The sequence below is a fragment of the Desulfoluna sp. CLI2B genome (genome assembly GCF_056847375.1).
Genome location: NZ_CP186557.1, coordinates 2,874,706 through 2,897,208 on the forward strand (window position 1 = coordinate 2,874,706; position 22,503 = coordinate 2,897,208).

The 22,503-nt window shown below is 57.0% G+C and carries 14 protein-coding genes and 1 pseudogene; 5 read left to right on the forward strand and 10 right to left on the reverse strand.

From position 1 onward, the window contains the following. Window positions 1-61 precede the first annotated feature (61 nt). Window positions 62-475 (forward strand): winged helix-turn-helix transcriptional regulator, encoded by a 414-nt coding sequence (locus ACOYW2_RS13620; RefSeq protein ID WP_482415883.1) that lies wholly within the window; start codon window positions 62-64, stop codon window positions 473-475. Between the two features lie 52 nt (window positions 476-527). Here ACOYW2_RS13620 and ACOYW2_RS13625 read toward each other — a convergent pair whose 3' ends face one another. The 5 genes from ACOYW2_RS13625 to ACOYW2_RS13645 form a co-directional block, all read right to left on the reverse strand. Continuing rightward, window positions 528-2,123: a cation:proton antiporter domain-containing protein gene (locus ACOYW2_RS13625; protein ID WP_482415882.1), complete on the reverse strand. Its 1,596-nt coding sequence runs from the start codon at window positions 2,121-2,123 to the stop codon at window positions 528-530. 23 nt (window positions 2,124-2,146) lie between these two features. After that, window positions 2,147-2,587, reverse strand: a complete 441-nt coding sequence (locus tag ACOYW2_RS13630; protein ID WP_482423372.1) for a TolC family protein — start codon at window positions 2,585-2,587, stop codon at window positions 2,147-2,149. Then, window positions 2,530-4,509, reverse strand: coding sequence for a TolC family protein (locus ACOYW2_RS13635; RefSeq protein WP_482770767.1), 1,980 nt, complete (start codon window positions 4,507-4,509; stop codon window positions 2,530-2,532). Before ACOYW2_RS13635 ends, ACOYW2_RS13630 begins: the two co-directional genes overlap by 58 nt. 24 nt (window positions 4,510-4,533) lie before the next feature. Beyond that, on the reverse strand, window positions 4,534-7,587 hold the full coding sequence (locus ACOYW2_RS13640) for an efflux RND transporter permease subunit (RefSeq protein WP_482770768.1): 3,054 nt from the start codon (window positions 7,585-7,587) through the stop codon (window positions 4,534-4,536). Window positions 7,588-7,763: 176 nt separating this feature from the next. Next, entirely contained in the window at window positions 7,764-8,933 is a 1,170-nt protein-coding gene (locus ACOYW2_RS13645; RefSeq protein WP_482770769.1) for an efflux RND transporter periplasmic adaptor subunit, read from the reverse strand. A gap of 617 nt (window positions 8,934-9,550) precedes the next feature. Between ACOYW2_RS13645 and ACOYW2_RS13650 the strand changes: the two genes are divergently transcribed. Further along, window positions 9,551-10,492, forward strand: coding sequence for a YceI family protein (locus tag ACOYW2_RS13650; protein WP_482770770.1), 942 nt, complete (start codon window positions 9,551-9,553; stop codon window positions 10,490-10,492). Here the strand turns inward: ACOYW2_RS13650 and ACOYW2_RS13655 are convergent. Next, window positions 10,403-11,041 carry a DUF6125 family protein gene (locus ACOYW2_RS13655; protein WP_482770771.1) on the reverse strand — a complete coding sequence of 213 codons (639 nt, stop codon included), beginning with the start codon at window positions 11,039-11,041 and terminating at the stop codon, window positions 10,403-10,405. The genes ACOYW2_RS13650 and ACOYW2_RS13655 overlap by 90 nt on opposite strands. Before the next feature lie 128 nt (window positions 11,042-11,169). Further along, on the reverse strand, window positions 11,170-11,799 hold the full coding sequence (locus tag ACOYW2_RS13660) for a methyltransferase family protein (RefSeq protein ID WP_482770772.1): 630 nt from the start codon (window positions 11,797-11,799) through the stop codon (window positions 11,170-11,172). Between the two features lie 839 nt (window positions 11,800-12,638). Between ACOYW2_RS13660 and ACOYW2_RS13665 the strand changes: the two genes are divergently transcribed. The 3 genes from ACOYW2_RS13665 to ACOYW2_RS13675 all read left to right on the forward strand — a co-directional run bounded on the left by ACOYW2_RS13665 (window position 12,639) and on the right by ACOYW2_RS13675 (window position 18,931). After that, a complete protein-coding gene (locus tag ACOYW2_RS13665; RefSeq protein ID WP_482770773.1) occupies window positions 12,639-14,156 on the forward strand; it encodes a hypothetical protein in 1,518 nt (505 codons plus the stop codon). Between the two features lie 826 nt (window positions 14,157-14,982). Beyond that, on the forward strand, window positions 14,983-16,110 hold the full coding sequence (locus ACOYW2_RS13670; protein ID WP_482770774.1) for a hypothetical protein: 1,128 nt from the start codon (window positions 14,983-14,985) through the stop codon (window positions 16,108-16,110). 1 nt (window position 16,111) lies between these two features. Beyond that, on the forward strand, window positions 16,112-18,931 hold the full coding sequence (locus tag ACOYW2_RS13675; RefSeq protein WP_482770775.1) for a hypothetical protein: 2,820 nt from the start codon (window positions 16,112-16,114) through the stop codon (window positions 18,929-18,931). 128 nt (window positions 18,932-19,059) lie between these two features. Here the strand turns inward: ACOYW2_RS13675 and ACOYW2_RS13680 are convergent, their stop codons facing one another. From ACOYW2_RS13680 to ACOYW2_RS13690, 3 genes and pseudogenes are all read right to left on the reverse strand, one after another. After that, on the reverse strand, window positions 19,060-19,968 hold the full coding sequence (locus ACOYW2_RS13680; protein ID WP_482770776.1) for an Ntn hydrolase family protein: 909 nt from the start codon (window positions 19,966-19,968) through the stop codon (window positions 19,060-19,062). 52 nt (window positions 19,969-20,020) lie between these two features. Continuing rightward, window positions 20,021-20,458: a DsrE family protein gene (locus ACOYW2_RS13685; RefSeq protein ID WP_482770777.1), complete on the reverse strand. Its 438-nt coding sequence runs from the start codon at window positions 20,456-20,458 to the stop codon at window positions 20,021-20,023. Window positions 20,459-20,897: 439 nt separating this feature from the next. Then, a pseudogene (locus tag ACOYW2_RS13690) lies at window positions 20,898-22,207 on the reverse strand ((Fe-S)-binding protein). Window positions 22,208-22,503 lie beyond the last annotated feature (296 nt).

A 22,503-nucleotide genomic window follows, 5' to 3' on the forward strand; every position in this document is an offset into this window, starting at 1 on the left:
TTTCGCAAGTACGGTATTTATTGTGCCATACTTACAAAAAAGATACCTTTGGAGACCGACCATGCCCGAACCCTGCAGGATCAAAGAGCTTAAGGGAAAATCATACCGATGCTACTTCGAGTTGACACTTTCTGTCATTGGAGGCAAGTGGAAGCCCATCATTCTCAATCACCTGGCCCTGGAGCAGATCATGCGCTTCGGGGAGCTGACCCGCAGCATCCCGGAGATCACCCAGCGCATGCTGACCAAACAGCTCCGAGAACTTGAGGCCGACGGCCTCGTGCATCGCGAAGTCTACCGAGAGGTTCCCCCCAGGGTCGAGTACTCCCTGACCGCCCTGGGATACACCATTATCCCCATCCTCCAGCACATGCGGCAGTGGGGCGTGGACTACGAGAAGCACCTGGGTGGCGAAGGCCTGTTTGAAGATGAAGGGTTTGAATGCGCCAAGCCCCCGGAGTTGCTCGCCCTGTAGGAATAAAAAAGGCAGCACACCCGATAAGTCGTCACAGGGGCCGTTCAGCGTATCAGGCCGGTCCCTGCTCCGGTGATCCGAGGCTTCCCACGGCATGGGCTGCAAGGCCAGCCCCGGCCTCGGCAAAGACATTCAATGCCACATCAGCCCCGGCCTCCTTCAACCTCTCCACCTCGTCGTCATAGCGAGCCACGGCCGCCAGAGCACCTGTGTATCCGAACTGCTTGAATCTCTGAATGGCGGAAAGGGTGGATTCGAAATTATTCAAGGCCAGCACCACCAGCCTCACCCGCCCGTCCGGAGTGGGAAGGCGCCGCCAGAAATCGAGATCGGTTACATCGGCCTGGACGATACTCCGCCCCTGCATTTCATGGCCTGCAACGGTCTCTTTGTCGTAATCGATCCCCAGAACGACCTCGCCGTACTTCCCCCGAAACCAGTCGTAGGCCCCCACCCCGGTCCGTCCCATACCGATAACGACAATATCCGCCGATTTACGCTCATACGGGGTTTCCTCGGGATGACGCTCGCAGGTTTCACACCTCTTCAACATGTCGGCCAGACGGTCAAACAGCCGGTCCGAGTAAGTATTCAAAGGCGATGCCAGGATAAAGGAGACGGACAGGGCAATGGCCATCACCACCAGCCACCGGGGATCCAGCTTGCCCACGGATGCGGCAAGGGAGCAGACGATGAGGCCAAACTCGCTGTAATTGGAAAGGTTTGCCATGGTCATGAAGGAGGTCCTGGCCTTTAGGCGAAACCGGGTGAAGACCAGAAAATAGAGGGCCATCTTAAGGGGAAGCAGGGCCACCAGGATGCCGACGGCAGCAAACCCCGCAGCCCCCGGAATGCCTCGCAGCCCGATATCAAGGAAAAAACCCACGAGCAACACGTCCTTGATGCTCATCAAGGCGTTTGCCATCTCCTTGGCCCGGGGGTGCGGCGCCATGAGCATGCCCAGGATCAGGGCCCCTAAATCCGGTTTCAACCGAACCAGGTCAAAGGTATGGGCCCCTGCGATGAGGGCGGCAAACAGGCCGAAAAGCACCATCAGTTCCCCGTGGCCGATGCGGTCCATCACCAGGAGAAAGGCCTTTCTCACCACGGGAAGAAGCGCAATGACCCCAATGGCCATCACAGAGGGGACCTTACCGGTTGCCGCCGTCAGGTAGATGACCGCCAGGATATCCTGAATCACGAGCACGCCGATGGCCGTGCGGCCGTTGAGGGAGTCCATGCGCCCCTGCTCATCAAGGATCTTGACGGCAAAGACGGTGCTGGAAAAGCTCAAGGCAAAGGCCAGGAGCAGCGCGGTCTGCATGTCGATTGCAAGGAAAAAACGCAGCCCGGAGTACCCCAGGCAGAACAGGGCCCCTCCCATGGTCGCCACGGTGAGGGCCATGTGCAGAGACGCCCCGGCCCACACCTCCGGCTTTGCAAGGTTCCTGAGCCTCAGTTTCAGGCCGATGGTAAACAAAAGCAGGGTCACGCCCACATCCGAGGCCGCCTCAAGCATGGGGGTGGAGGTATACCCCACGCCGCTGAGACACAGCCCGGCCATTAAAAAACCCACCAGGGGAGGCAGCCCCAGGCGATACATCAGATAGCCCAACGCAAAGGCCACGGTAAGGACAACAGGGTCCATGGAGTTCAATCCTTATCTTACAGTCACTGGGAGAAATAGGATTCAATCAGGTCGAACCAGACATCTCGCTCGGTCTCGTCGGCGTAAAGAAAAAAAGAGCCCACGGATCGCTGCACTTCCATGAGGTCCGTGAGAAAATCATAAACGGCATTGGCTGCCTGCTGCTCGGCCACAAGGGCAAGGTTCTGGGCGTCGAGCAGATCGATGATGGACAGCACGCCCCGAACATAGGAGTCCGTCACCAACTGCAGGTTGTTGGCCGCGGATGCGGCCGCGTCCCTGGAAAGGCGTATCCCCGGATAGGAAGCCCGGACGCGGTTCATGGCCACAACAGCCCTCTGGCTGATGCGTGCAGCCGCAGCCTCGCGCTCCCTGCCGAGTCGCTGGATCTCTTCCCTTGCCTGCCTCAATTCGGCCGATCTTTCGCCTCCGCTGAACAGGGGCAGGGATGCTGTGACCCCCACGGTCCAGTTGGTATCATCCGGGACTTCGGGGGTGGGGGACGAGCGCCGTCACCGCTTTTGTCAAAGACCTCGGTGACGTTGCCGACAAGTTCAAAGGTGGGGAGCCAGAACTCTCTCTTGGCCGCAGTCAGCACCCGCATGCGTGCGGCAATCTGGGCATCGATGGCCCTGAGTTCCGGGGCCTTGACCCGACTCTCCTCCTGAAAAAAATCACTCAGGACACGAACCTTCCGGGGGGTCTCGAGATAAGGAAAAATACGGGGTTCGCCCACCACGGAGACCGGGTCCCTGATCCCCGCCTCTGCAGGGGCAAAGCCCTCGGTCAAAGGCCGGTCCATGATGCGGTTCATCTCACTCCTGGCGTCAAGAAGCGAGGATTCCGCATTCAAGGCGTCCTGGAGACGGTTGGCCAGCTCACTCTCCCAGCGGTACACCTCTTCAGGGCCTGCTGCTCCCACGGAAACACGGACCTTGGCCCGCTCCAGGTTGGCGCGGGTCAGCTTGAGGTTATCGGTCTGTATGTTGAGGACCGCCTCGGCCCTGAGCACATTGAGGTAGGCTACGGCAGCGCTGTTGATGATGTCAAGCCTAAGGGTCTCCCGATCTTCCTCAAGGGCTTTCTGGGTTTCTTTCGACACCGTATAGGCCGACCAGGCCTTGTCCGAATAAATGACCTGGCTGCCGGTTATGGAACCGGACCATGTCTTTTCCGGCCTCTGGCCCTGGGCCGCCCTTGCCCTGTCGTCGTCAATCATTCTGGCCTCTGATCCGAGCCCCAGTTGCGGCAACAGGTCGGCCCGTGATTTCTTAACATCCTCCATGCCTGAGGCCACGGCCCTGTCCAGTGCTTTCAAATCGAGGTTGGCACGCACCGATTCGGTGACGGCCCCCTCAAGGGTCAGACGCCTTCCCACGCCCTCGACGGTGTTGTTGAGAAGCTCCGCGCCGGTGATGATGTCCCACTTCGGGTAGACTTCGATGGCCTTTGCCGTGGCCCAGTTGATGGTCAGGCTCTGCCCACGGCTGAAGAAGACAGGGAGATCCCCGGCGTTTTTCCCGCGAAGCACCTCCATGACATTAACGGCAACGCTTCGGGAGAGGTGCTGAATATTCGATTTGGGGGTCATGGTCGCCAGGATCCCGGTCTCCACATCGGCCATGCCCCAGAAGGAAAAGCTGGGCAGCATCCTGTCGATGAACCCCGCCACCAGTTTTTCAAACTCGTCCGGGGGCATGCGAAGCAGGGAGGTCACAAACACCGCTTCGGTTGAAGGGGTTAGCTTTTCCAAGGTTTTCTCGGCGCTGACGTCATAAGCGATAAGCTTGATCCCAAGGCCGTGCTCCTCTTCATAGGCCGTTATATGCTTTGTGATGTCCTGAAGCGCATTGATTTCAAACTGATCGGCAATAACCGTGAGGGTTTTGAACGGTGCGATGTCCGTAAAGGTCTTCATCTCCTTGGAGATACTCTTCTGCACGTTGATGTAGTTGAGGTTTCGCACACCGCTGGTCCCATCCTTGAAGGGAAGCTCCTGGAGCCTGTCATCCACAATGAAAGGAGCGATAACAGGTTTTTTCAGGTTCCTGCGGCGACAGGCTTCGTTACTGGCCACAACCCCCAGGGCCACGACCAGATCCACGTCCGGCGCCTCAAGGAGGGTATCCAGGGCGGAGATAACCGCCCCGGCGTTCCACCCCCCGTCCAGGATTCGGTTTGACGGAAAGCGGATATCGAACTCCCCTTCAGCCAGGGTGATGATTTCCTCCTTGAACACCTCGAGAGAATCGGGATACCTGGCCCAGGGCCCGTCGGTCACGATCCCAATGCGGGCAACGGGAAGCCCCGTGAGGGCCACTGCCGAGGAAGCCAGGGTGAGCAGCGTGACCAGCATGATGGCGAAACAGGTGGATGTACGTGTCATGGTTGAACTCCCGGCATATAGGGTTCATCCCTGGGAAGGGATCTTGTAGAGGATGACATAAAGAACCGGAACGACGATGAGGGTCAGAAGCGTGGCAAAACTGAGGCCGGCCATGATGGTCACGGCCATGGCCCTGAAGAAGACATCCGGCAACAGCGGAATCATGCCAAGAACCGTGGTGATGGCAGCCATGCACACCGGCCTCATCCTGCTCACCGCCGAGTCCACCACTGCCATGTAAGGGGCCTTGCCCCCGCCCAGCTCGATGTTGATCTGATCAATGAGAACAATGGCACTCTTGATCATCATGCCCGTAAGGCTCAAAAATCCCAGCAGGGCCATAAAGTCAAATGGCAGGTCAAATATAAGGAGCCCCATGGAGACCCCGATAATGGCAAGGGGTACGGTGAGCCAGATGATCAGGGGCTGTCTCAGGCAATTGAAAAGCATAATCACGATGAGCACCATCAGCATGAAGGTGACGGGCATGGAACCGGCCAGTTTCTCCCTTGCCTTGGCAGAGTCTTCGAATTCACCGCCCCACTCCATGGAGAACCCCGGAGGGATCTCAATGGCCTCGATCTTGGTCTTGACGTCCCCTAAGATGGAGCTTGCCAGGATCCCGGGCTTGTTCTCGCATTTGGTGGTGATGGTCATCTTCCGGTCCCGACGATAGATCATGGAGTCTTCCCAGTCCGTCGTAAAATCGGATACCACCTGATACACGGGAACGGTTTTCCGCGTGGCCGGGCTCCACACCTGAAGGCTCCGGATATTTTCCACGTCCAGGCGCTCCTCTTCAGGCTGCCGCGCGATGATGGAAATCAGCTCATCACCCTCCCGGTAAATGCCCATGGTGGTCCCGATGACGTTCATCTCCAGGGCCCGGGCCAGATCGGACCGCGAAATGCCCGCCAGCCGGGCCCGGGTATCGTCGAACTGGGGCCGGATGGTCTTCACCCGCTGCCGCCAGTCGTCCCTCACCGCATAGGTGTTGGGGTGGGCCAGCAGGATATCCTTGGCCTGATTTGAAAGCTGCCTCAAAATAACGGGGTCCGGCCCGCTGAACCGCACCTCCACGGCACCGCTTGACGGACCGAGCTTGAACTTCTCCAATATGGGCTGGGCCTCGGGAAACTCATCGCTCAAATAGGCCAGGTACTCTTTGATAAGGTCCCCGATTACCTTGTAGTCATTAACGGAAACGAGTATCAGGCCAAAGCCTTTGTCCCTGGAGGTCTCCGGGTTAAAGGTGAGCATGAACCGGGGAGCCCCCTCGCCGATGTACGACGCCGTGGAGACCACCCGTTCGTCCTCCAGAAGACGCTTTTCAATCTTGGCGATGTCTTCCGTGGTCTGGCGAATATCGGTCCCTGCCGGGAGCCAGTAGTTGATCATGAACTGCGGCCGCGTGGATTCCGGGAAAAAGCTATTCTTCAGCATGCCGAACCCGGTGATGGCCAGAAACAGCAAGCCGGTCATGACCACCATGGTGACCCATCGCCATCTGATGCATAACGTGAGAAAGGCTTTGTAACCCACAAAAATGATGCCCTGATACGGTTCCTTTCCCGTATTTTCTTCCCCATCCTTGACCTTGCTCTTGAGAAACATGGTACAGAAAAGTGGGGTAATGGTGATGCCGATGACCCAGCTGCTCATAAGGGAGATGAGCATCACCTGAAACAGGGAGCGGCAGTACTCCCCGGTGGAGTCCTGGGAGACACCGATGGCCGCAAAGGCCAGCACCGCGATGACCGTGGCACCGAACAGGGGCCAGAGGTTCTGGTCCACCACCTCCTTTGCCGCCTTGATGCGATTCATCCCCGACTCAATGCGTATGAGCATCCCCTCGGTGATAACAATGGCGTTGTCCACCAGCATGCCCAGGGCGATGACAAGGGCCCCCAGGGAGATCCTCTCCAGATTGATGGCCAGTACTTTCATGATCACCAGGGTAGCAAGAACCGTCAGGGCCAGGACCACACCGATGAGAAGACCGCTCCGAAGCCCCATGAAGAGAAGGAGCACCACCACCACAATAAGGACGGCCTGGATAAAATTGCTCACAAACCCGTTCACCGCCTTGGAGACATCATCGGACTGGAAGTTGACGACACCCATCTCCATGCCCACCGGCCTCTGGTCTTCAAGCTCCGCAAGTCGTGCCTTAACCGCCTCTCCCATGTTGACCACGTTGCCCCCCGGTACCACGGAGATGCCGATGGAGATGGCCGGGGCTCCGTTGAAATGGAGTACCCTGGACGGCGGCGTAACGTACCCTCGCTTCACGTCGGCAACATCCTTGAGATAAATGACCCGATCCGATTCGGGATCCCTCACCTGGAGGTTGGCGATATCCTCAACCGAGTCAAAGCTGCCCGTGGGGTTGATCCGGATATACTCGGGCCCCACCTTCACCGAACCCGACTCCACCACAAGGTTCTGATCCTTCAAGGCGGAATAGATGCTGTCCAGCCCGATGCCAAGGCGGGCGATGCGCGCGCGGGAAATCTCCACAAAGACCGCCTCGTCTTGTAGCCCCCAGAGGGTAATCTTGGCCACACCCGGCACCAGCAGGAGCTCTTTTCTCAGAAACTTCATGTACTCCTTGAGCTCCTCGTAGGAGTATCCCTCTCCGGTAACAGCAAGAAGAACACCGTAGACGTCGCCAAAGCTGTCGTTGACAATGGAGGGGTGGGTCCCCGGAGGCAACTGGGACTGAATATCCCCCACCTTGCGCCGCAGCTCGTCCCAGACCTGGGGAAGGGTATGTTTGTCGTACTGATCCTTGATGGTCACCGTCACGATGGACCCTCCGGCCCGGGAGGTGGACTCCACATAATCAAGCTGGGGCATCTGCTGGATGGCCGTCTCAATACGATCCGTGACCTCGTCGGCCACCTCCATGGGGGTGGCCCCGGGGTACGGGGTGAGGACAACGGCATTTTTCACTGTAAACTCTGGATCTTCCAGGCGCCCCAACCCGGAATAGGCAAGAATACCTCCCACAACAATACAAAAACAGATCACCAGTGTGACGGTCTTTTTTTCGATGGAGAGTTCTGCGATGTTCATAAATACCAGCCTCCTGTCCCGGATATTTCATGAGCGGATATTTCATGAGAAAACGATCACATCAAAGCAATCAGGCTGTGATTGGCGCGTCAGTGTGGAAAGCCTCGTTATTCAAGAAATTTAGAATGTAACCCTCAGTTCTCGACTCGATTTTCTCACCCTCCGGGCGAGCCGGGTTAGTTGGCCTTCATTTCCCTGACTTTCATTCCGGGCTGAAGGTAATTGACACCGGCGGAGACAATCGTTTCACCGGCTTCAAGCCCTTCAAGGACAATAATGCTGCTCCCCGACACGCTGCCGACCTTCACTTCACGCATCTCCACAGTCATGTTGCCCGAAGCGACAACCCAAACGAATTCGCGACCGGCTTCATCTGCGAAGACGGAATTGACAGGCACGAGAAAGCCCTGTTTCACCTTTATGCCCTTCAGGCCCTCCACCGCCTCCTCGCTGCCGTTGTCCTCTGTTTCCTCTTCTGCGGACTGACTCTTTCCGACCACTTTGGCCGTCATTCCGGGAAGAATGTTGGCTCCCTTGGGTGCCGGCAAGGCAAGGACAACACGGTAGGTCTGGGTCTGGTCATCCGCTTCGGTGGAAAATTCCTTGAGGGTGACGTCATGCTTGACACCGGCCATGGCGGAAAACTCCACTTCGGCAACAACGGCCCCCTTGGACTTGTTCCGCACCCTGGCCATGAGGGTTTCGGGCACATCCACCACAATCTCCAATTCCGAAACGTCCTGAAGGCTGACAATGGGGTCCTTGGCGCGAACCTCCTGAAAATTCTCCACGTACCGCCGGGCAATGACCCCTGTAAAGGGGGCCCTTAAATAGGTATCCTTCAATGCGTTCTCTGCGTTGGTCACATCGGACTTGGCCACGTCGTACTCCCGCTTGGCCCTGTCAAAATCGGCCTTGGAGACCTGCTTTTTGATGTAGAGGTCCTTGTAACGGTTATACTGATGCATGGCCTCCAGCTCGTTGGCCTTGGCCGTGGCAAGGGCTGTCTTGAAATCCCTTGGAAGGATCCGCGCCACCACCGCACCTCTTTTCACGGGGTCACCTTCTTCAACGGGAAAAGAGGTCAACGGACCGGACACCTGAAACGCAAGGTCTGCCCGCCTGCTCGCCCTGACCCTACCCGGAAGCTCCCGAAGGTTCTCCTCAACAGCTGACGAGACGCGAAAGAGTTTTGCCGGGCGCACCACCTCCGGCTCGGGCTCTTCCTCGCCCCTCCTGCCGCAGGACAGCAACAAAACGGCCGCCAGAACCATGAGCCCCGTGCCCAGGGGCACCCTCCGAGCCAGGCCAGATACCAGGCCCCTGTCTCTTTTTTTTGATTCCATATTGTCCCCGTTTTAATGTTGATCAGTTACGAACGGCTATTCAAAACGAAACGATGGATCCGCTACAGGTAAACGATGTGGTGTAAAAATCATCGTTTATCAAACGCCCCGGAAACAGGCCCTCTGCACCTGCACCACGCCACCCGCAGAGACCCTTTTCGGAGTGCAGGGACCCCGGTGGTGTGATATATAAAATACATATGGGATTTCAAACAGTTCCTGAAGTCGACGTGCAGGTTATCGCAGGCCGTTTAGGAGTCGGTGACGATCAGTACCTACGCGAATCGGCAAGCCACGAAACGCGCTCTGATTATCCCCGCAGCCCGATTCGCGGGCCCGACACCCCTCCCCGAATTGCGACGAACGTCATGGGGCGCCATGGTTGGTAGAGATTGATGACCCAATCATGAGATCATGCGATGAATATATCAACAACGTGTCTGGTTTACTTTCACAAACATTTAAGGTATTTCAAGGCAATTACACCCCCATCCCAGGTACAACACCGCCTTGCCGTAAAACACCATACGTAACGGTTCAGCCCTTCGTTGCCCCCTGCTTCGACCGACAGAAGGCGACCTGAATCGTAACAAACGAAACAGAGACAAGGAGACGTCATGACCGACACCCGCCCTTACGAGGTTTTGTCACCGGAAACGCTCTCCCGCTGGATGGATGAGGAGAAACCGTTTTGCCTGCTTCACACCCTCACCGAAGACCACTTTGCAAAGGTCCGCCTTCCCCGGGCTGCCCGGGCATCGGTGTTTGAGGTGAATTTCCTGGAGCAAGTTCGCACCTTTACCGAAGACCCGGATGCCGTTATCGTCCTTTACGGCTCCAGCCACCGCTCCTTGGACGCGGACACAGCCGCCCGAAAACTTCACAGCGAAGGGTACAGAAACCTTCATGTCCTGTCCGGGGGTATCGAGGCGTGGAACGCCGCAGGATTTCCTTTGGAGGGGGAGGCGCCGGAGATGGCAGATGCTCCGCAGTCGCGTCTTTTCATTGCCGACGGGACCTATGGTGTGGACACGGACGAAAGCACGATCCGGTGGGTCGGCAGGAACCCGTCAAACCGTCATCACGGGGAGGTGAGGCTTTCTTCGGGCACCTTGAAGGCCGAAGGCGGGACCGTCACAGGAAGCTTTGAGATCGACATGGCCTCCATCGCCAACACCAATCTGGAAGGGGACGAACTGCAGGAGGTCCTCGAGGCCCACCTCAAGTCCGATGACTTCTTCTTCACGAGCCGCTTTCCCTCGGCCCGGTTTACCATTGAAAAGGCGACCCCTGTGCCGGATCCGTACTTGAGCGTCCCAAACTGCGACATCCAGGGAAAACTCGAGCTGAAAGGAATCACGGCCCCCCTCTCCTTTACGGCCACCGTCACTCCGGAGGAAGGGGGGCGCCTGGCTGCCGAGGCCCATTTCGACCTGGACAGAACCCGGTGGAATGTTCTTTACGGCTCTTCACGATTTTTCGAGCACCTGGGCATGCACCTCGTCTTCGATCCCATCAGCTTCGAGATCCGCATCGTGGCACAAAAAAGCCAGACGTAAGTCGGGGAATGAAGTTGCAGTCGGAGACCTTGCAAGCGCTTCAGACAAACAACCGGATCTCCCCTGCGCATGATCCGTGATGATGCGTCGACGACCCGCGCTCCAGATGCCGACGACGGTAGCAATGCCGAGTTCGTCAAGCCAGCACTTGATTCTGTAAAGCACATCATCCGGGTCGATGGCGCCGAGCCGTTTTACGCCCTTATAGGCAAAGCACTCCCCTTGAGGAAACGCCCATGTGAGGGTGTTTTCACCCGGGGTAACCAAAACGGACCTGCATAAAGTCAGGGATCGTACCATATGAGGATGCTTAAAAAACGTTAAAAAGTCATCGCAGCGATCCAGCGGTCCATTGATGCCCAGGACCTGTTTGAGCCGGTTAATTTCAACGGATGAAAGGGACCTGATCGCCTCTTTGTTAAGCTTGTTTGTTGCCTCAATCCCAAATGTGTTGAGGCAATGAAAAAACCACATGCCGTCGTGGGTCATCCAGCACTTGTTGAGCAGCTCCACCGTCTCCTTCGTCGACACCTCGTCAAGGGATCTCACATGGCCTCCTTTGCCCCCGAAGCGAACCTATGGAAGATGATAACGGCCTGGGACTGCACCCGGTGCGCCCCAGGGTTCCGAAAAACGAAAAGTGATGTAAAAGCCCGGGTTCGCCACGCGAAAGTGACTTACCAGGCCCCGGGAATCAGCCGGTACCTTACCCTGGTTGCGTACTCGGCATACCCATCCAGTTCTTCCTGAAGCATCCTGTCCTCCAGGAAGGTGCGGAGCACCGTTACCGCAATGGCAACGACACCGGGGATCAGCGCCAGCTTCGAACCGATAATAAAGGGGTCGGCCAGACAAACCAGCACCATGGCCACATACCCGGGATGCCGGACAACGCCATAGGGGCCTCGCGTAACCACTTTATGATCCCGATCCGTCTGGATACGGACCGTTCCTTCAAAGTGTTTATTGACCAGCATGGCCCAGTAAAACAGCAGAAAAAAGCCAAGGTACAATGCGACCCCGGCAACGCAACTGAGCCCTTCCATCTGGACGCCTCCGAACCGTCCGATCTCCAGCCCCGCCACCACGGGGATACAGACGATCAACAGCAGGAAGTAGGAAAGGAGGATCAGTTTGTCCCAGCCCTTGGTCCCTTCCCTGGCTTCCGCCCTCTGGTTGGCCAGCTCCGGTGCGAACCGCAACATCAAATACCCCCCGAAAACGGCTCCGACAATATGAATGCCGAAGGCCAACCAGGCCCTGGCAATATCCCATCGCCCGGCCACAAGAAAAAAAACAACACCCATGAGAATGTTCCATCGAACGGGTGCCAACAGATACTTTACGCCATCTTTGTTCAATTTTTGCGACAACAACCGTCTCCTTACTAAAAAAACAACACACCAAATCAAAAAAGGGGACTTCGCCCCAGCTGACAAGCCTGTGGGGCCTGATAGGCTACCTCAACAGACTGATTCTACGTATTTAAATATGAGAATAAAATTACGATATTCACAGCCATGTTTCAACAAAAAAACCGGGCTTACCACTGTGGGAGACGGCCCTTAAAGCCAGAGCCTTCAAAGGCCGAATCGGTGGGGTCGGAAAAACACGGTAAGAAAGGTAACGGGAGCGTTTGTCGCCTGAAAGACAAGGATACTTTTTTCCCTTGGCAAAAAGCAAAACAATCCCTATAGTTCAAAGCATTAAAATGCTGAGACGCTCACCGTAATGTCCTCATCCCACGGACACCTCAGCCCTCTGTTATCCAATAGCAACACGCCTTACTCGGATATTTCATGAATAAGCGACCATGCCAAAACTAATTTTAGATGTCATTACGTATGGTTACCGCGAAGAGTGTATACATTTCTAAAATGCAAAATGTAATCCTCTGATTTCTGATCGATTTTCTCATCCTTCGGACTTGATGCATGGGCGCCCTGCCCTACATCTCAGTCATGTTATAAAAATCGCGACACGACGTCGCACAGATGCAGATACCCAGCTCTAAAAAGCCCAAATTAAATACTGTTACAAACAGTTACCATTCAAGACGCACCCACATCGCACAGTTCATCAACACCATATCGTCGTCATAAAACGTTCATTACGTAACACCAACTCACAATCCTCAGGAGGCTCCATGAGTACCTACCCGACAATGGATAACCTGGTCAACGCCATGAACGGCAGCTCCTCAACCAACAACTGGGACATGGTCTGTTCCTACACCACGAAACAGCTCAACGACTTTCTCGCCACAGCCTACGCAAAAAAGAAACTCGTCACGGAGATGCACTTCGATGTCCAGGAGGACGATCCCCTGACAGGGGAGCCCTTTACGGTGAAATACGACCTCTTTCTCGGCAAACCCACCCTGAAATTCATCGCCGGCCGCTCAGACCAGGCCAACCTCACCATGCTTATCACCGGCGGAACGTACAGCATCTACCTGAAGGGCCAGGAGAAACCTTTCAGGACAGCCGATTTCCCCAAAAACACGTACAGCGTGGACGCCTATGTCCCCCTGGCTGCGGTCACGGGGGATACCGGAAAGGTCTCATCCAAGGGAGACATCGTCACCTTCGACGACGACAAAACCAGCCAGAGCCACGTAATCCTCCACTTTGCCAATGAAAAGGGCACCCAGTTCAAGATCATGCCCGAGCCCGATCCATCCCTGAAGGCCATCATCAACCCGCAGTTCGTCGACGCCGTGGAGAGCTACTTTACCTACCATGTCACGGAGATCGACTACGCCCTGGCCCAGGTGAACAACGACAAGGCCTCCCAGGGCAGCGTGCTTCTCACGCCCAAATCCTTTGTCTTTGCCTCGGAAGGAGACGGGGAAACCGGCATTTTGAGCCTTTACATCCAGGTGAAGGAGAGCGGCAACCCCCCGGGCAACCGCAACCCCTCCTTTCAGCCGGGCACCAAAGAAATGCTCCCCATCCCGGAAAACTTCACCGCCAGCCTCATCCTGGGCTACCAGCTCCTCACCACCAGCTACATCACCAAACAGCTCCAGGACGAGGGCTTTACGGTGGCCTACGAATCGGTGCCAAAGGGCATTGCCTGCAGTGTCAGCAAGGACCTGGAGATCCTTGCCAAGAACGACTCGGGCCACTGGTTCTTCGGCAGCCACTACTACAAAGGCTTTGACATCAACTTCAAGGACCACCCCATTCGCATGCAGATCGCAGACGGCAGCGTCTCCCTGAACTGGCAGGCTTCGGCCGACACCTCCTGGTCCGAAAACTCTTCCTTCGGCCAGTCCTCCTCCAACCACTGGGGCGGGGTGGACGTAACCCTCTCCTATGAACAGAACGGCGGCTCCATCAGCCTGGACACCACCACCGACGAAATCAGCATCGCCTCCATCTCCATCACACCCAAAGACATCCACGTCGGGCTGAGCAACGACAGCTGCAGCTTCTGGGAACGCCTGGTGGGCTGCATGGAATCCCACCCCTCGTTCTACGACAACCTGGACGACCACCTTGAGATGCCCAAAAGCCTCTCCCTGGACCTCAAGGGATTGAACTTTCTCATGGAGACCAACCTGCTGGCCCCCGGCGAGACAATGATCAACTTTGATGCCTCGGCCGGTGTCAAAACCCCCAAGGACTTTCTGCTTGTGGGACAGGTCAACGCAAAATAGCCCTGCTTATCCCCGCAGATCAACAGAGGCGGGACGCGGCTTCAACCCAACGGGCCCGGCACATGCCGGGCCGCCAACATTGCCCGGATATTTCACGAGTCGGGTGCCCTCATGTGCAAGGCATCAGAGCTGTAGATGTGGTTTTCCACCTCAAGACTCTGATAACGCAGCAGATGAGTGCACCCGGCTCGCCCGAAGGATGAGAAAATCAAACAGCAAGCGCTGATTTACATGTTGCACGTTCAAAATAGCTGACATTTTTGCTGTAGGCCTTAAAACCATATGATTTCCCTTTGAGACAGCTGTTTTCTCATGAAATGTCCGGGCTAAGGAGAATTCCCATGCCCAAACCCATTGAAGTGTTGCTGTATGATCTGGCGTTCAACATGGCCAAAACCGTCTTCAAGCAAACCCCGCTCACGAGTCGCACGGTCTCGTTCACCAAAGGCGATGCCGTCTATCGCTACGGCAGCTACATCGCAGACCGGCCCCAGTTGTGGAACGAGGTGCTCAAGGTCTGGCAGCCCTTAAGCAAAGACAACAACCGCTGGACCGGCACCGACGGCAAAGGGGGCGGCAGCCAGGGCCTGTATACCTCCAACGAGTTCCTGTTCGACAAGGACTTTACCTTTGCCGAGATGAAGCACTACATGACCCAGGCCCTCACGGATACGCCCCTGGATCCCCAGACCCCGGTGGAGTACATGCATTACGAGGCGGGTAAGGCCCCGGAAGCCAAGATGGAAACAGCAGGGAACCTCCGCAGCGTCTTCCTCTACACCTTCAACCAGCCCCAGGACGGCTCGACCTCCGGTTCACCAGATCCATGCATCTCCAGCCCTACTACAAAAACATGCTCAAGGAAGGGGCGGACATCGTCAAGGGGCGCAGCCTGGAAGACCTCTATCTGGGCGAAGACTACAGCTTTACCCGGGCCGTGGGCAACGCCGCCTTCGAAACCTTTGACCTGCCGTGCATCCAGGTTTCCTCAGCACGGGAGATCGGCGGGTTCAACACGATTTTCCGCTGCGACCAGGGCCAGATGGTACTGGACGTGGAGCCCCAGGGCCGGGCCTCGGGCTACCAGATCCTGGAAGGCGGCAGCCCCGTAGTCCGCCAGGCCTACACCATGGACGACCTCACCTACAACGCACAGTTCGACCAGCCCGAGAGCAAAAAACTCGTGCCCCTGCCCGAACAGCTGGAGGTCCTCTCTCCCCTGGAAAAAACGGTTCGGGACATGTCCGCGAAAGTGGACTGGTCCTTTGAGCCCACCACCGTGGACAAGGCCGTTGCCGACTCGGTGAACCGCCAGTTGTCGGCCATGGACACGCCCTTTGACACCTCGGTTGCCGACCTGAACAAAACCATGCAGGACGGCGTCATGGACTCGGTGGCCTCGGCCCTTACCAAGACCGGCGTAAGCCTCATCGCCCCGGAACCGGGCTTTACGGACCTGGTCACCCGGATTCAGGTCTCGGGCGTGGCCACCCTCTTCCAGTCCCAGATGGTCAAGGAGCGCCTGGCAAAATTGACCGAAGAGGTCTCAGGCGGCCCGGGCTACCTTCAGACGGTCACCGACCAGGTGCTTCTGGAGAAAAAGCAGCACCTTCTTTCCCAGGAGGCGGGAACCATCCAGGCCACCATCGCCGAAGCGGGCACGGCCCGGCAGGAGACGAGCGCCTCCATGGAGACCAAAAACCAGCAGCTCAAAGAGGTGGAGGAAAAGCTCAAGTCCAAGCCCGACGACCCGGCCCTGAAAAAGACCCAAGAGGAGCTGACCCAGGAGCTGGCTGACCTGACGGACAAGCTCAAGGCCGAAGACGATAAATATACCAAGGCCGAAGAGGCGCAGAAAGCCAACGAGGCCGCCCAGAAAGAGGCCGAGGAGAAAAGCAAGGAGGCGGCGGAGCGTCAGGCGGCCCTTAAAGACCACGTATTCGAGGGGAAATGACATGACCAATCCCACAACCGACACCACCCTGCTCTCCAATCCCCAGGAGGCTTTCCAGACCCTGGCGTCGGGGGGCAACCTCTTTATCATCAGCGTGCTGGACGAGGTGACCTTGGGCAAGGACACGGACATCGGAGACGACCTCACCGCCTACGACCATGTCTATCTCTACGGACAGGGGTGCCTCCTGAGCCAGTCCGTCAAGCTGAAAAACAGCCTCGTCTCCGTGCAGAGCCTCACCACCACCGGCCAGGGGCTCTTCGACCTCTCCGGCAAGTCCGGTACCAGCCCGGACACCCCGAACCAGAACCCCAATGAAAAAGGACAACCCGGAGGGCCGGGGGAGCCGGGAGGCACCTTTCGCCTCTATCTCCAGAGCGTGGCCGACAACCGGTTGAACTTCAGGGTATCTGTTGCGGGCGGGGCCGGAGGCGACGGCCAGCAGGGAAAGATCAACACCGACGGGGGAGACGGGGGCAATGGCGGCAACGGCGGTACCGCTGAGGTCCTGGTGGGGCTGAGCTGCTGCGACCTGCTGGACCGGCTCCGAACCGTCGCCGCATTGAAAAGCCTCACCGAGCGCCATGTGGCCCTGACCCCCATCATCGGTGCCTACAAAACCGACTCCCAGTGGGCTGCCCTGATTCCCCTGCTCGCAAAGGCGGCCCGGGCGAAGAGCCTGGACGACTCCACCCAGGCCCTTGAAGCCGTGGGCCAGCAGCTGGCCGCCATGGACGCCCAGTTCGACAACGCCCTGCACGGCAGCCTCCTGGTCAACGGGGGGGCCTACGGCACCTACGGGCAGGGCAAAACCCCGGGGTCCAACGGCAATCCGGGCAAGCCGGGCAGCAAAAGCCTCTTCACCTTCGGTCAGCTCTCCCGAGCTTCCCAATCACCGGGAAAAGGGCCACACCGCTCCGGGCTTCTTCGTCCACCCCAGCCAGGTAAGCCGCCTCATGGACAAGGCCAGGCTCACCTACTGGACCATGGACCCGGCGGCCCGCCTCTATGGGTCACCGACACCATGCACACTTTCTTTCAGCAGATTGAGGAAAAGACTGCCCCCTTTGCCGACACCAGCCCGGAAAACAAAGCCCTGGTTGCCTATTACACGGCCCATGAGGCCGAATACGGGGCCCTGGGGTCGGTGCAGCAGCTCCAGAGCCTCCATGCCCAGGCGGTGAACGCCCTGTTGCAGATCAAGCAGGGCCAGGACCTCTTCGGGTTTGCCGCGGACCACGTGCCCCTGGTCTCCTTTGACAGCCTCTTCCAGACCCTGGACGGGCTCATGGACAACTTCGGCCACATCCAGACCGCCTACGACGGCTACTTTGCCAAGCTCAAAGAGAAAAAGGCGGAAATCTCATCCGTGGTTGCCACCCGGCAGAAAAACGAGGCCCTTGTCAGCAACGCCAAAAGCCAGATCCAGATGCTGAAAGTCCTTCTTATCAAACAGGCGGGAATCATCGACAGCTACCAGAGCATCCTGCCGACGCTTAAAAAGAAGGTAACGGACCTGCTGAAAGCCTTTGAAACCAAGGTCAAGGACCACTTTGATTTCAACTTCGACAGCTTCCTCCAGAACCTGAGCATGGTGGCCTTTGCCCCGGAGTCCAAGTTCATGGCCCTGACCCAGGGCGCCGAATTCCTGCACAACTCCCTGTCCAAGGTCACGGACAGCCGGGGCATTGCGGTGAACAAGGCCTACCTGGTGGACGAAATCCAGACGGTAACCTCCAGCGTCGCGGGGTTGCAGGAGGGCTACGACGCCCTGGACGACGGCACCCTGCAACCCGACGACCCGGGCGGGGCAAAGCTCATGGCCGAAGAGCAGCAGTTCCAGACATTTTTCAACGACTTCAAGGACCAGTTCCCCGATGACCTCAAAGAGCTGAAAAAAGCCTTTGACGCCTATGTGCAAAAAGTCCAGGAGAGAAACAACCACATCCTCCAGTACAACGCCCAGGTCATCGTGGCCCTGAAAAACCACCAGCTCATCGACAGCCTCACCGCCGAAGACGCCACTTACACGGACAAGGTCCTCTCCACCATGGACCCTGCCCTGCCCGACATGGTCAGCTTCATGTCCCGGACCTATTACACGGCCCGCCAGCAGATCATGGAGTTCATGGACCTGACGCAGCAAGCCTTCAGGTTCTGGTCCCTCTCCGACGCCCAGATCATCAGCAGCACCTTTTCAGGCAACCTGCCCTCCCTGGACGCCTCCGCCCTGCTGGCAGCCAAAAGCGACCTGCTGACCAAGACCGACAAGGCCCTGGAGCATTTCGGATCCAACGCCCAGCACTTCCCGGACAAACCCGGCCAGGAAGGGCTGGTGGTTACGGTGGGCCAGGGGGAACGCTCGGTGCTGCAATACCTGAACCTCATGACGGTCTCCCTTTCCGCCCCCAGCCTCACCACGGACAAGGCCGAAAGCGTCTTTGCGGGCATGTGCGATGTCCGCATCTCCCGGGTGCGGCTCTGGCTCGACGGCGTCAAGACAGATCAGGACACCTTGAGCATCCACATCACCCACACCGGTGGGGAAGAGATCTACGACCAGGCCGACAACCGTTTCACCTTCACCCACGAACCCGTCACCAAGCTGTTCATCTACAACCTCAAAACAAAACAGATCTTTGAAGACGCCAACTTCGGCGTGGAGCAAAGTGCAGACCAGGCAACGAACGAATACGCTGCCCTTGGCCCCTTTACCCAGTGGCAGTTCAAAATCGACCCCGCCCTGAACCCGGGCCTGGACCTCTCGGGGCTCAGCGCGGCCCGCATCGAGTTCCACGGCACCAACTACGCCTTTGCCTGAACCGACCATGCCTTACAAACACACATGGCCCCGGGACAGTCATCCCGGGGCCATGTGTATTTTATTACAAAATAACAAAATTATTATTGCAGCGGTTGTGACAGATCCGGGGCAGGACAGCGCCTGTGTCATGCACCGGAAACGGATTCCAGTTCCGAAGCCAGAATCCCTTCGGCCCCTAGGGAGTGACAGATATACCTGTCGAATCCCCGTTCCGTTTCCATGAGATTGCGTCCCAGGGAAACCTTCCAGATCTTTTCCATCTCAGGGTCCGTGGTCAGGTAAATGGTTTTTTCCCGGGGCAGGCACACCATGGAACACAGGGTGTTGCATCCCGGATCATCGCACACCGTCTGCCTCAGCAGGTCAAAGCCCCGGGACACGCCAAAGGCATGCTTATGCTCTGCCAGGTAGGCATGGGCCCTGCGGTAACAGTCCGCCCCGACACCCACCACCTCCGCAAGGGGCTTACGGGCCATGGCGTGATTTGAAAAATTGGCCATGACCAGAAAATCCCCGTCCATCTCGGTGATGACGTGCTCTCTGTTATCTGTCTCCGTAACCATGGCATGACCGTCCACATCGGCAAAAAGGTTGTGAACCGACGGCCCTGTGAACTGGACCCACCTTTTTGACGGAATCAGGCGCCGGACCTCAGCCACCCGGGAGCAGGATCCCAAGGTATCGTATTGGTCGCCGATGTACGCTTCCCCCTCCCCCAGGCTCTCGATCCCCGTCACATAGGGTTCGATCTCCTGGCAGGAGCAGAAAAGGCCTTTCTCGTTCATGCCGCAGGTTTTGGCGAAGTAATCCCTGAACATGGGATCGTTCTGGGTTTTCTCATAGAGAAAAGCCAGGTGAAACACGCTCATGCCTCCACGGGATTCGATGAGAAACTTCAAAGGGACGGAAAAATAGTCAAAATTCATGCCGAAAACCACCTGCTCGCCATACACGGCAAACCCCGTGCACGCACACGCCAGTGGCACCCCGCAGAAAACAAACAACACCGACAAAAGAGAGATTTTGAGTTTCATCTCCCTTTCATCGCATGTTTTCTCCCATTTCAAAAGGATGCAACGGCCATTCCTAATAATCGAGGGTCACAATGCGCCCCTTGGTAAAGGTAAAAAAGGTCTGCTTGTCGGCAACTCGGACCCCGTCGAGCAGGTCCTCTTTGCTCTTGCCCGCCGCCTTGAGGCACCCCGGGCAGGCCATGAGGACCGCGTTTTTGTCCATGAGGGTTTTCAGGGCAGCTTTCGAGGACGGAAAATGGGAAAAAGTGACCTCTTCTGCATCCTGCAGAACGGCCTCCACGCCCTTGATGTCGAAGTAGACAAGGACATCCTTGTCGTCTGCCATGATGCTGGCCATGTTCAAGGCCATCAGCAGCCTGTGGGGATCGTCCGCACCATGGCTGATGTGAAGAAGCACCGTGCTGCAGCTCAGCACGCCCTGGCATGCAACACCGAACCAGGCCAACCCGACAAACAGAAGTGTGGACAAAAGCACGCTGAGCTTTTTCATGTGTTCCTCCTTTGTTTTTTGGAAGCTGGCAGTCTGAGCCGGATATTCCACGCATCCAGAACGCCCATATTCAGGGCCTGGTCGATTTCTCATGAACTATCCGGGCTGAAACAGATCGTCATGTCCGAAGGGCAGGCAACAACAGAGGAAACCGGTGTGCATGCCACAACGGTTTAAAAGAAAAACAGGGAATTGTGATGATTTCATAAACAAGGCAAGCTGGAATTTATCCCGGGCCGGATCACGACAGATCGGCATTGGGTAATCGTCGCAACAATTCTAATACCCCACGAAGCAAAAAGAAAGGACAATATCCCATAACACCCTGCGACATTTAAACAAAACCAGAAAAAACCGACACAAAAAAACATGGCCGGAGGTTATCCCCCCGGCCATGCGTGCTTCTCACTTCTTATCTATCCGAGCTAACCCGGCCGGGCTAACCCGGGTCAGGAAGATTCACCTCCTGCAGGTCCTCGCCCAGATGGATCCGCTCGGTGCTGCCGAGAACGCCCAGGGCAAGGGCCAGGATGGTCCAGGCATGGACCGCGTGATACCCGCCCCCAAAGTGCTCGCCCAGCTCATGAATCTGGGCGTGGCAATTGTGACAGCCCGTTACGCAATACGTGGCCTGTGTCTTTTTGATCTGAAGGTCCTTGATCTGGCCATAGGCAAGCCGCTGCTCCTCGACTGCAGGAACCCCCCGCCCCCGCCACAACAAAAGTTGTTGGACTTATTGGGGTACATATCCACAAAGTTGTCTTCCCCCACGCACGATTTCACCACAAACCGCATGTCATCGGCAGCAGGGTCCCCAAAGGATTTCCGAACGATCTGGCAAGGGTCCTGAAGGGTAAATTTAATCTTGAGCTCATCGTTCCAGCTGGGATCCGGCTTGAGCTTTCCTTCCCGGATCCACCGGGCATACATGGTGTACATGGTCTCGACCTTGAAGTTGTGAGGAATCTTGAATTTGTCCAGTCCTACCAGGACTGCAAAAGTGATGTGCCCTCACTCTGTGTTCAAGAATGTCTTGCACCCCAGCTCCTCGCACTGCCGGGCGCTGCGCTCGGTGAGCTCTTTCCACCCGGCGTCGTCGGCCATGAACATGCAGTAGTTCTCCGCGGCCCAGCCGGAGCTGCCGTAGGTCCAGTCCACCCCGGCAAGGTTCAGGATTTTCCAAAGGGGCCCCATCTCCTCGGGCTCGATCATGGGCTCCCTGGAGTTCTGATTAATAAAATACTCAGCCCCTTTCTTGTCGATGGGGGCCTCAAGGTTCCGTTCTTCCCAGATGGGATACTCCTCCTTGATCTCGTCTAAGATATCCTCCACCACAAAGGCGAAATCCTCCTGGGTGCACCCCATGGCGCTGTTGGTGGGCTTGCCCAGGGCCATGTCGCAGGAGCCCAGGATCCCCTTGGGCATCTCCTCCCGGGGACGAAGCCTCCGCGCGTTGAAGACGAGCTGGGGGATATTGATCTCCATGGGGCAGGCATGCACACACCGCATGCACATGGTGCAGAACCAGGGCCATCGGCTCTCTTTGATCTCTTCATCCATGCCGAGGGCGGCCATGCGCAGAAACTTCCTGGGATCCATGTCATCCAGCCCCGTGGCAGGGCAACCCGAAGAGCAGACCCCGCAGGTCAGGCAGGAGTTGAGATTGCCTCCCTTCGGGAGAAGCTTCATGACCATGTCCTTAAAGGGACTCTTGGACCCCCCTGTCAACTTAACAGGTTTCTCACTCATAAGTTCTATTCCTTTCTTGATGGCTTTTTCACAAGGGCGAAGGCCCGGCCCGCATCACAAGAGATGACGCGACACATGATCATGGCCGGAACCGGCAGACGGCATGCTCCCTGCTGGAATACCGACAACAAGATGACACGCACAGGTATCACCTGGAGTCAGGAATCGGTGAAAGGAGAGAAAATGAAGGCAGAGACGGACAGAGAATGAGAAGAGAAGCAGCCGATATACACCAAATGCCAAAGACACACGCCATACCCCCAACTCTATCAAACCCGCCATCCCCTGTAAATACG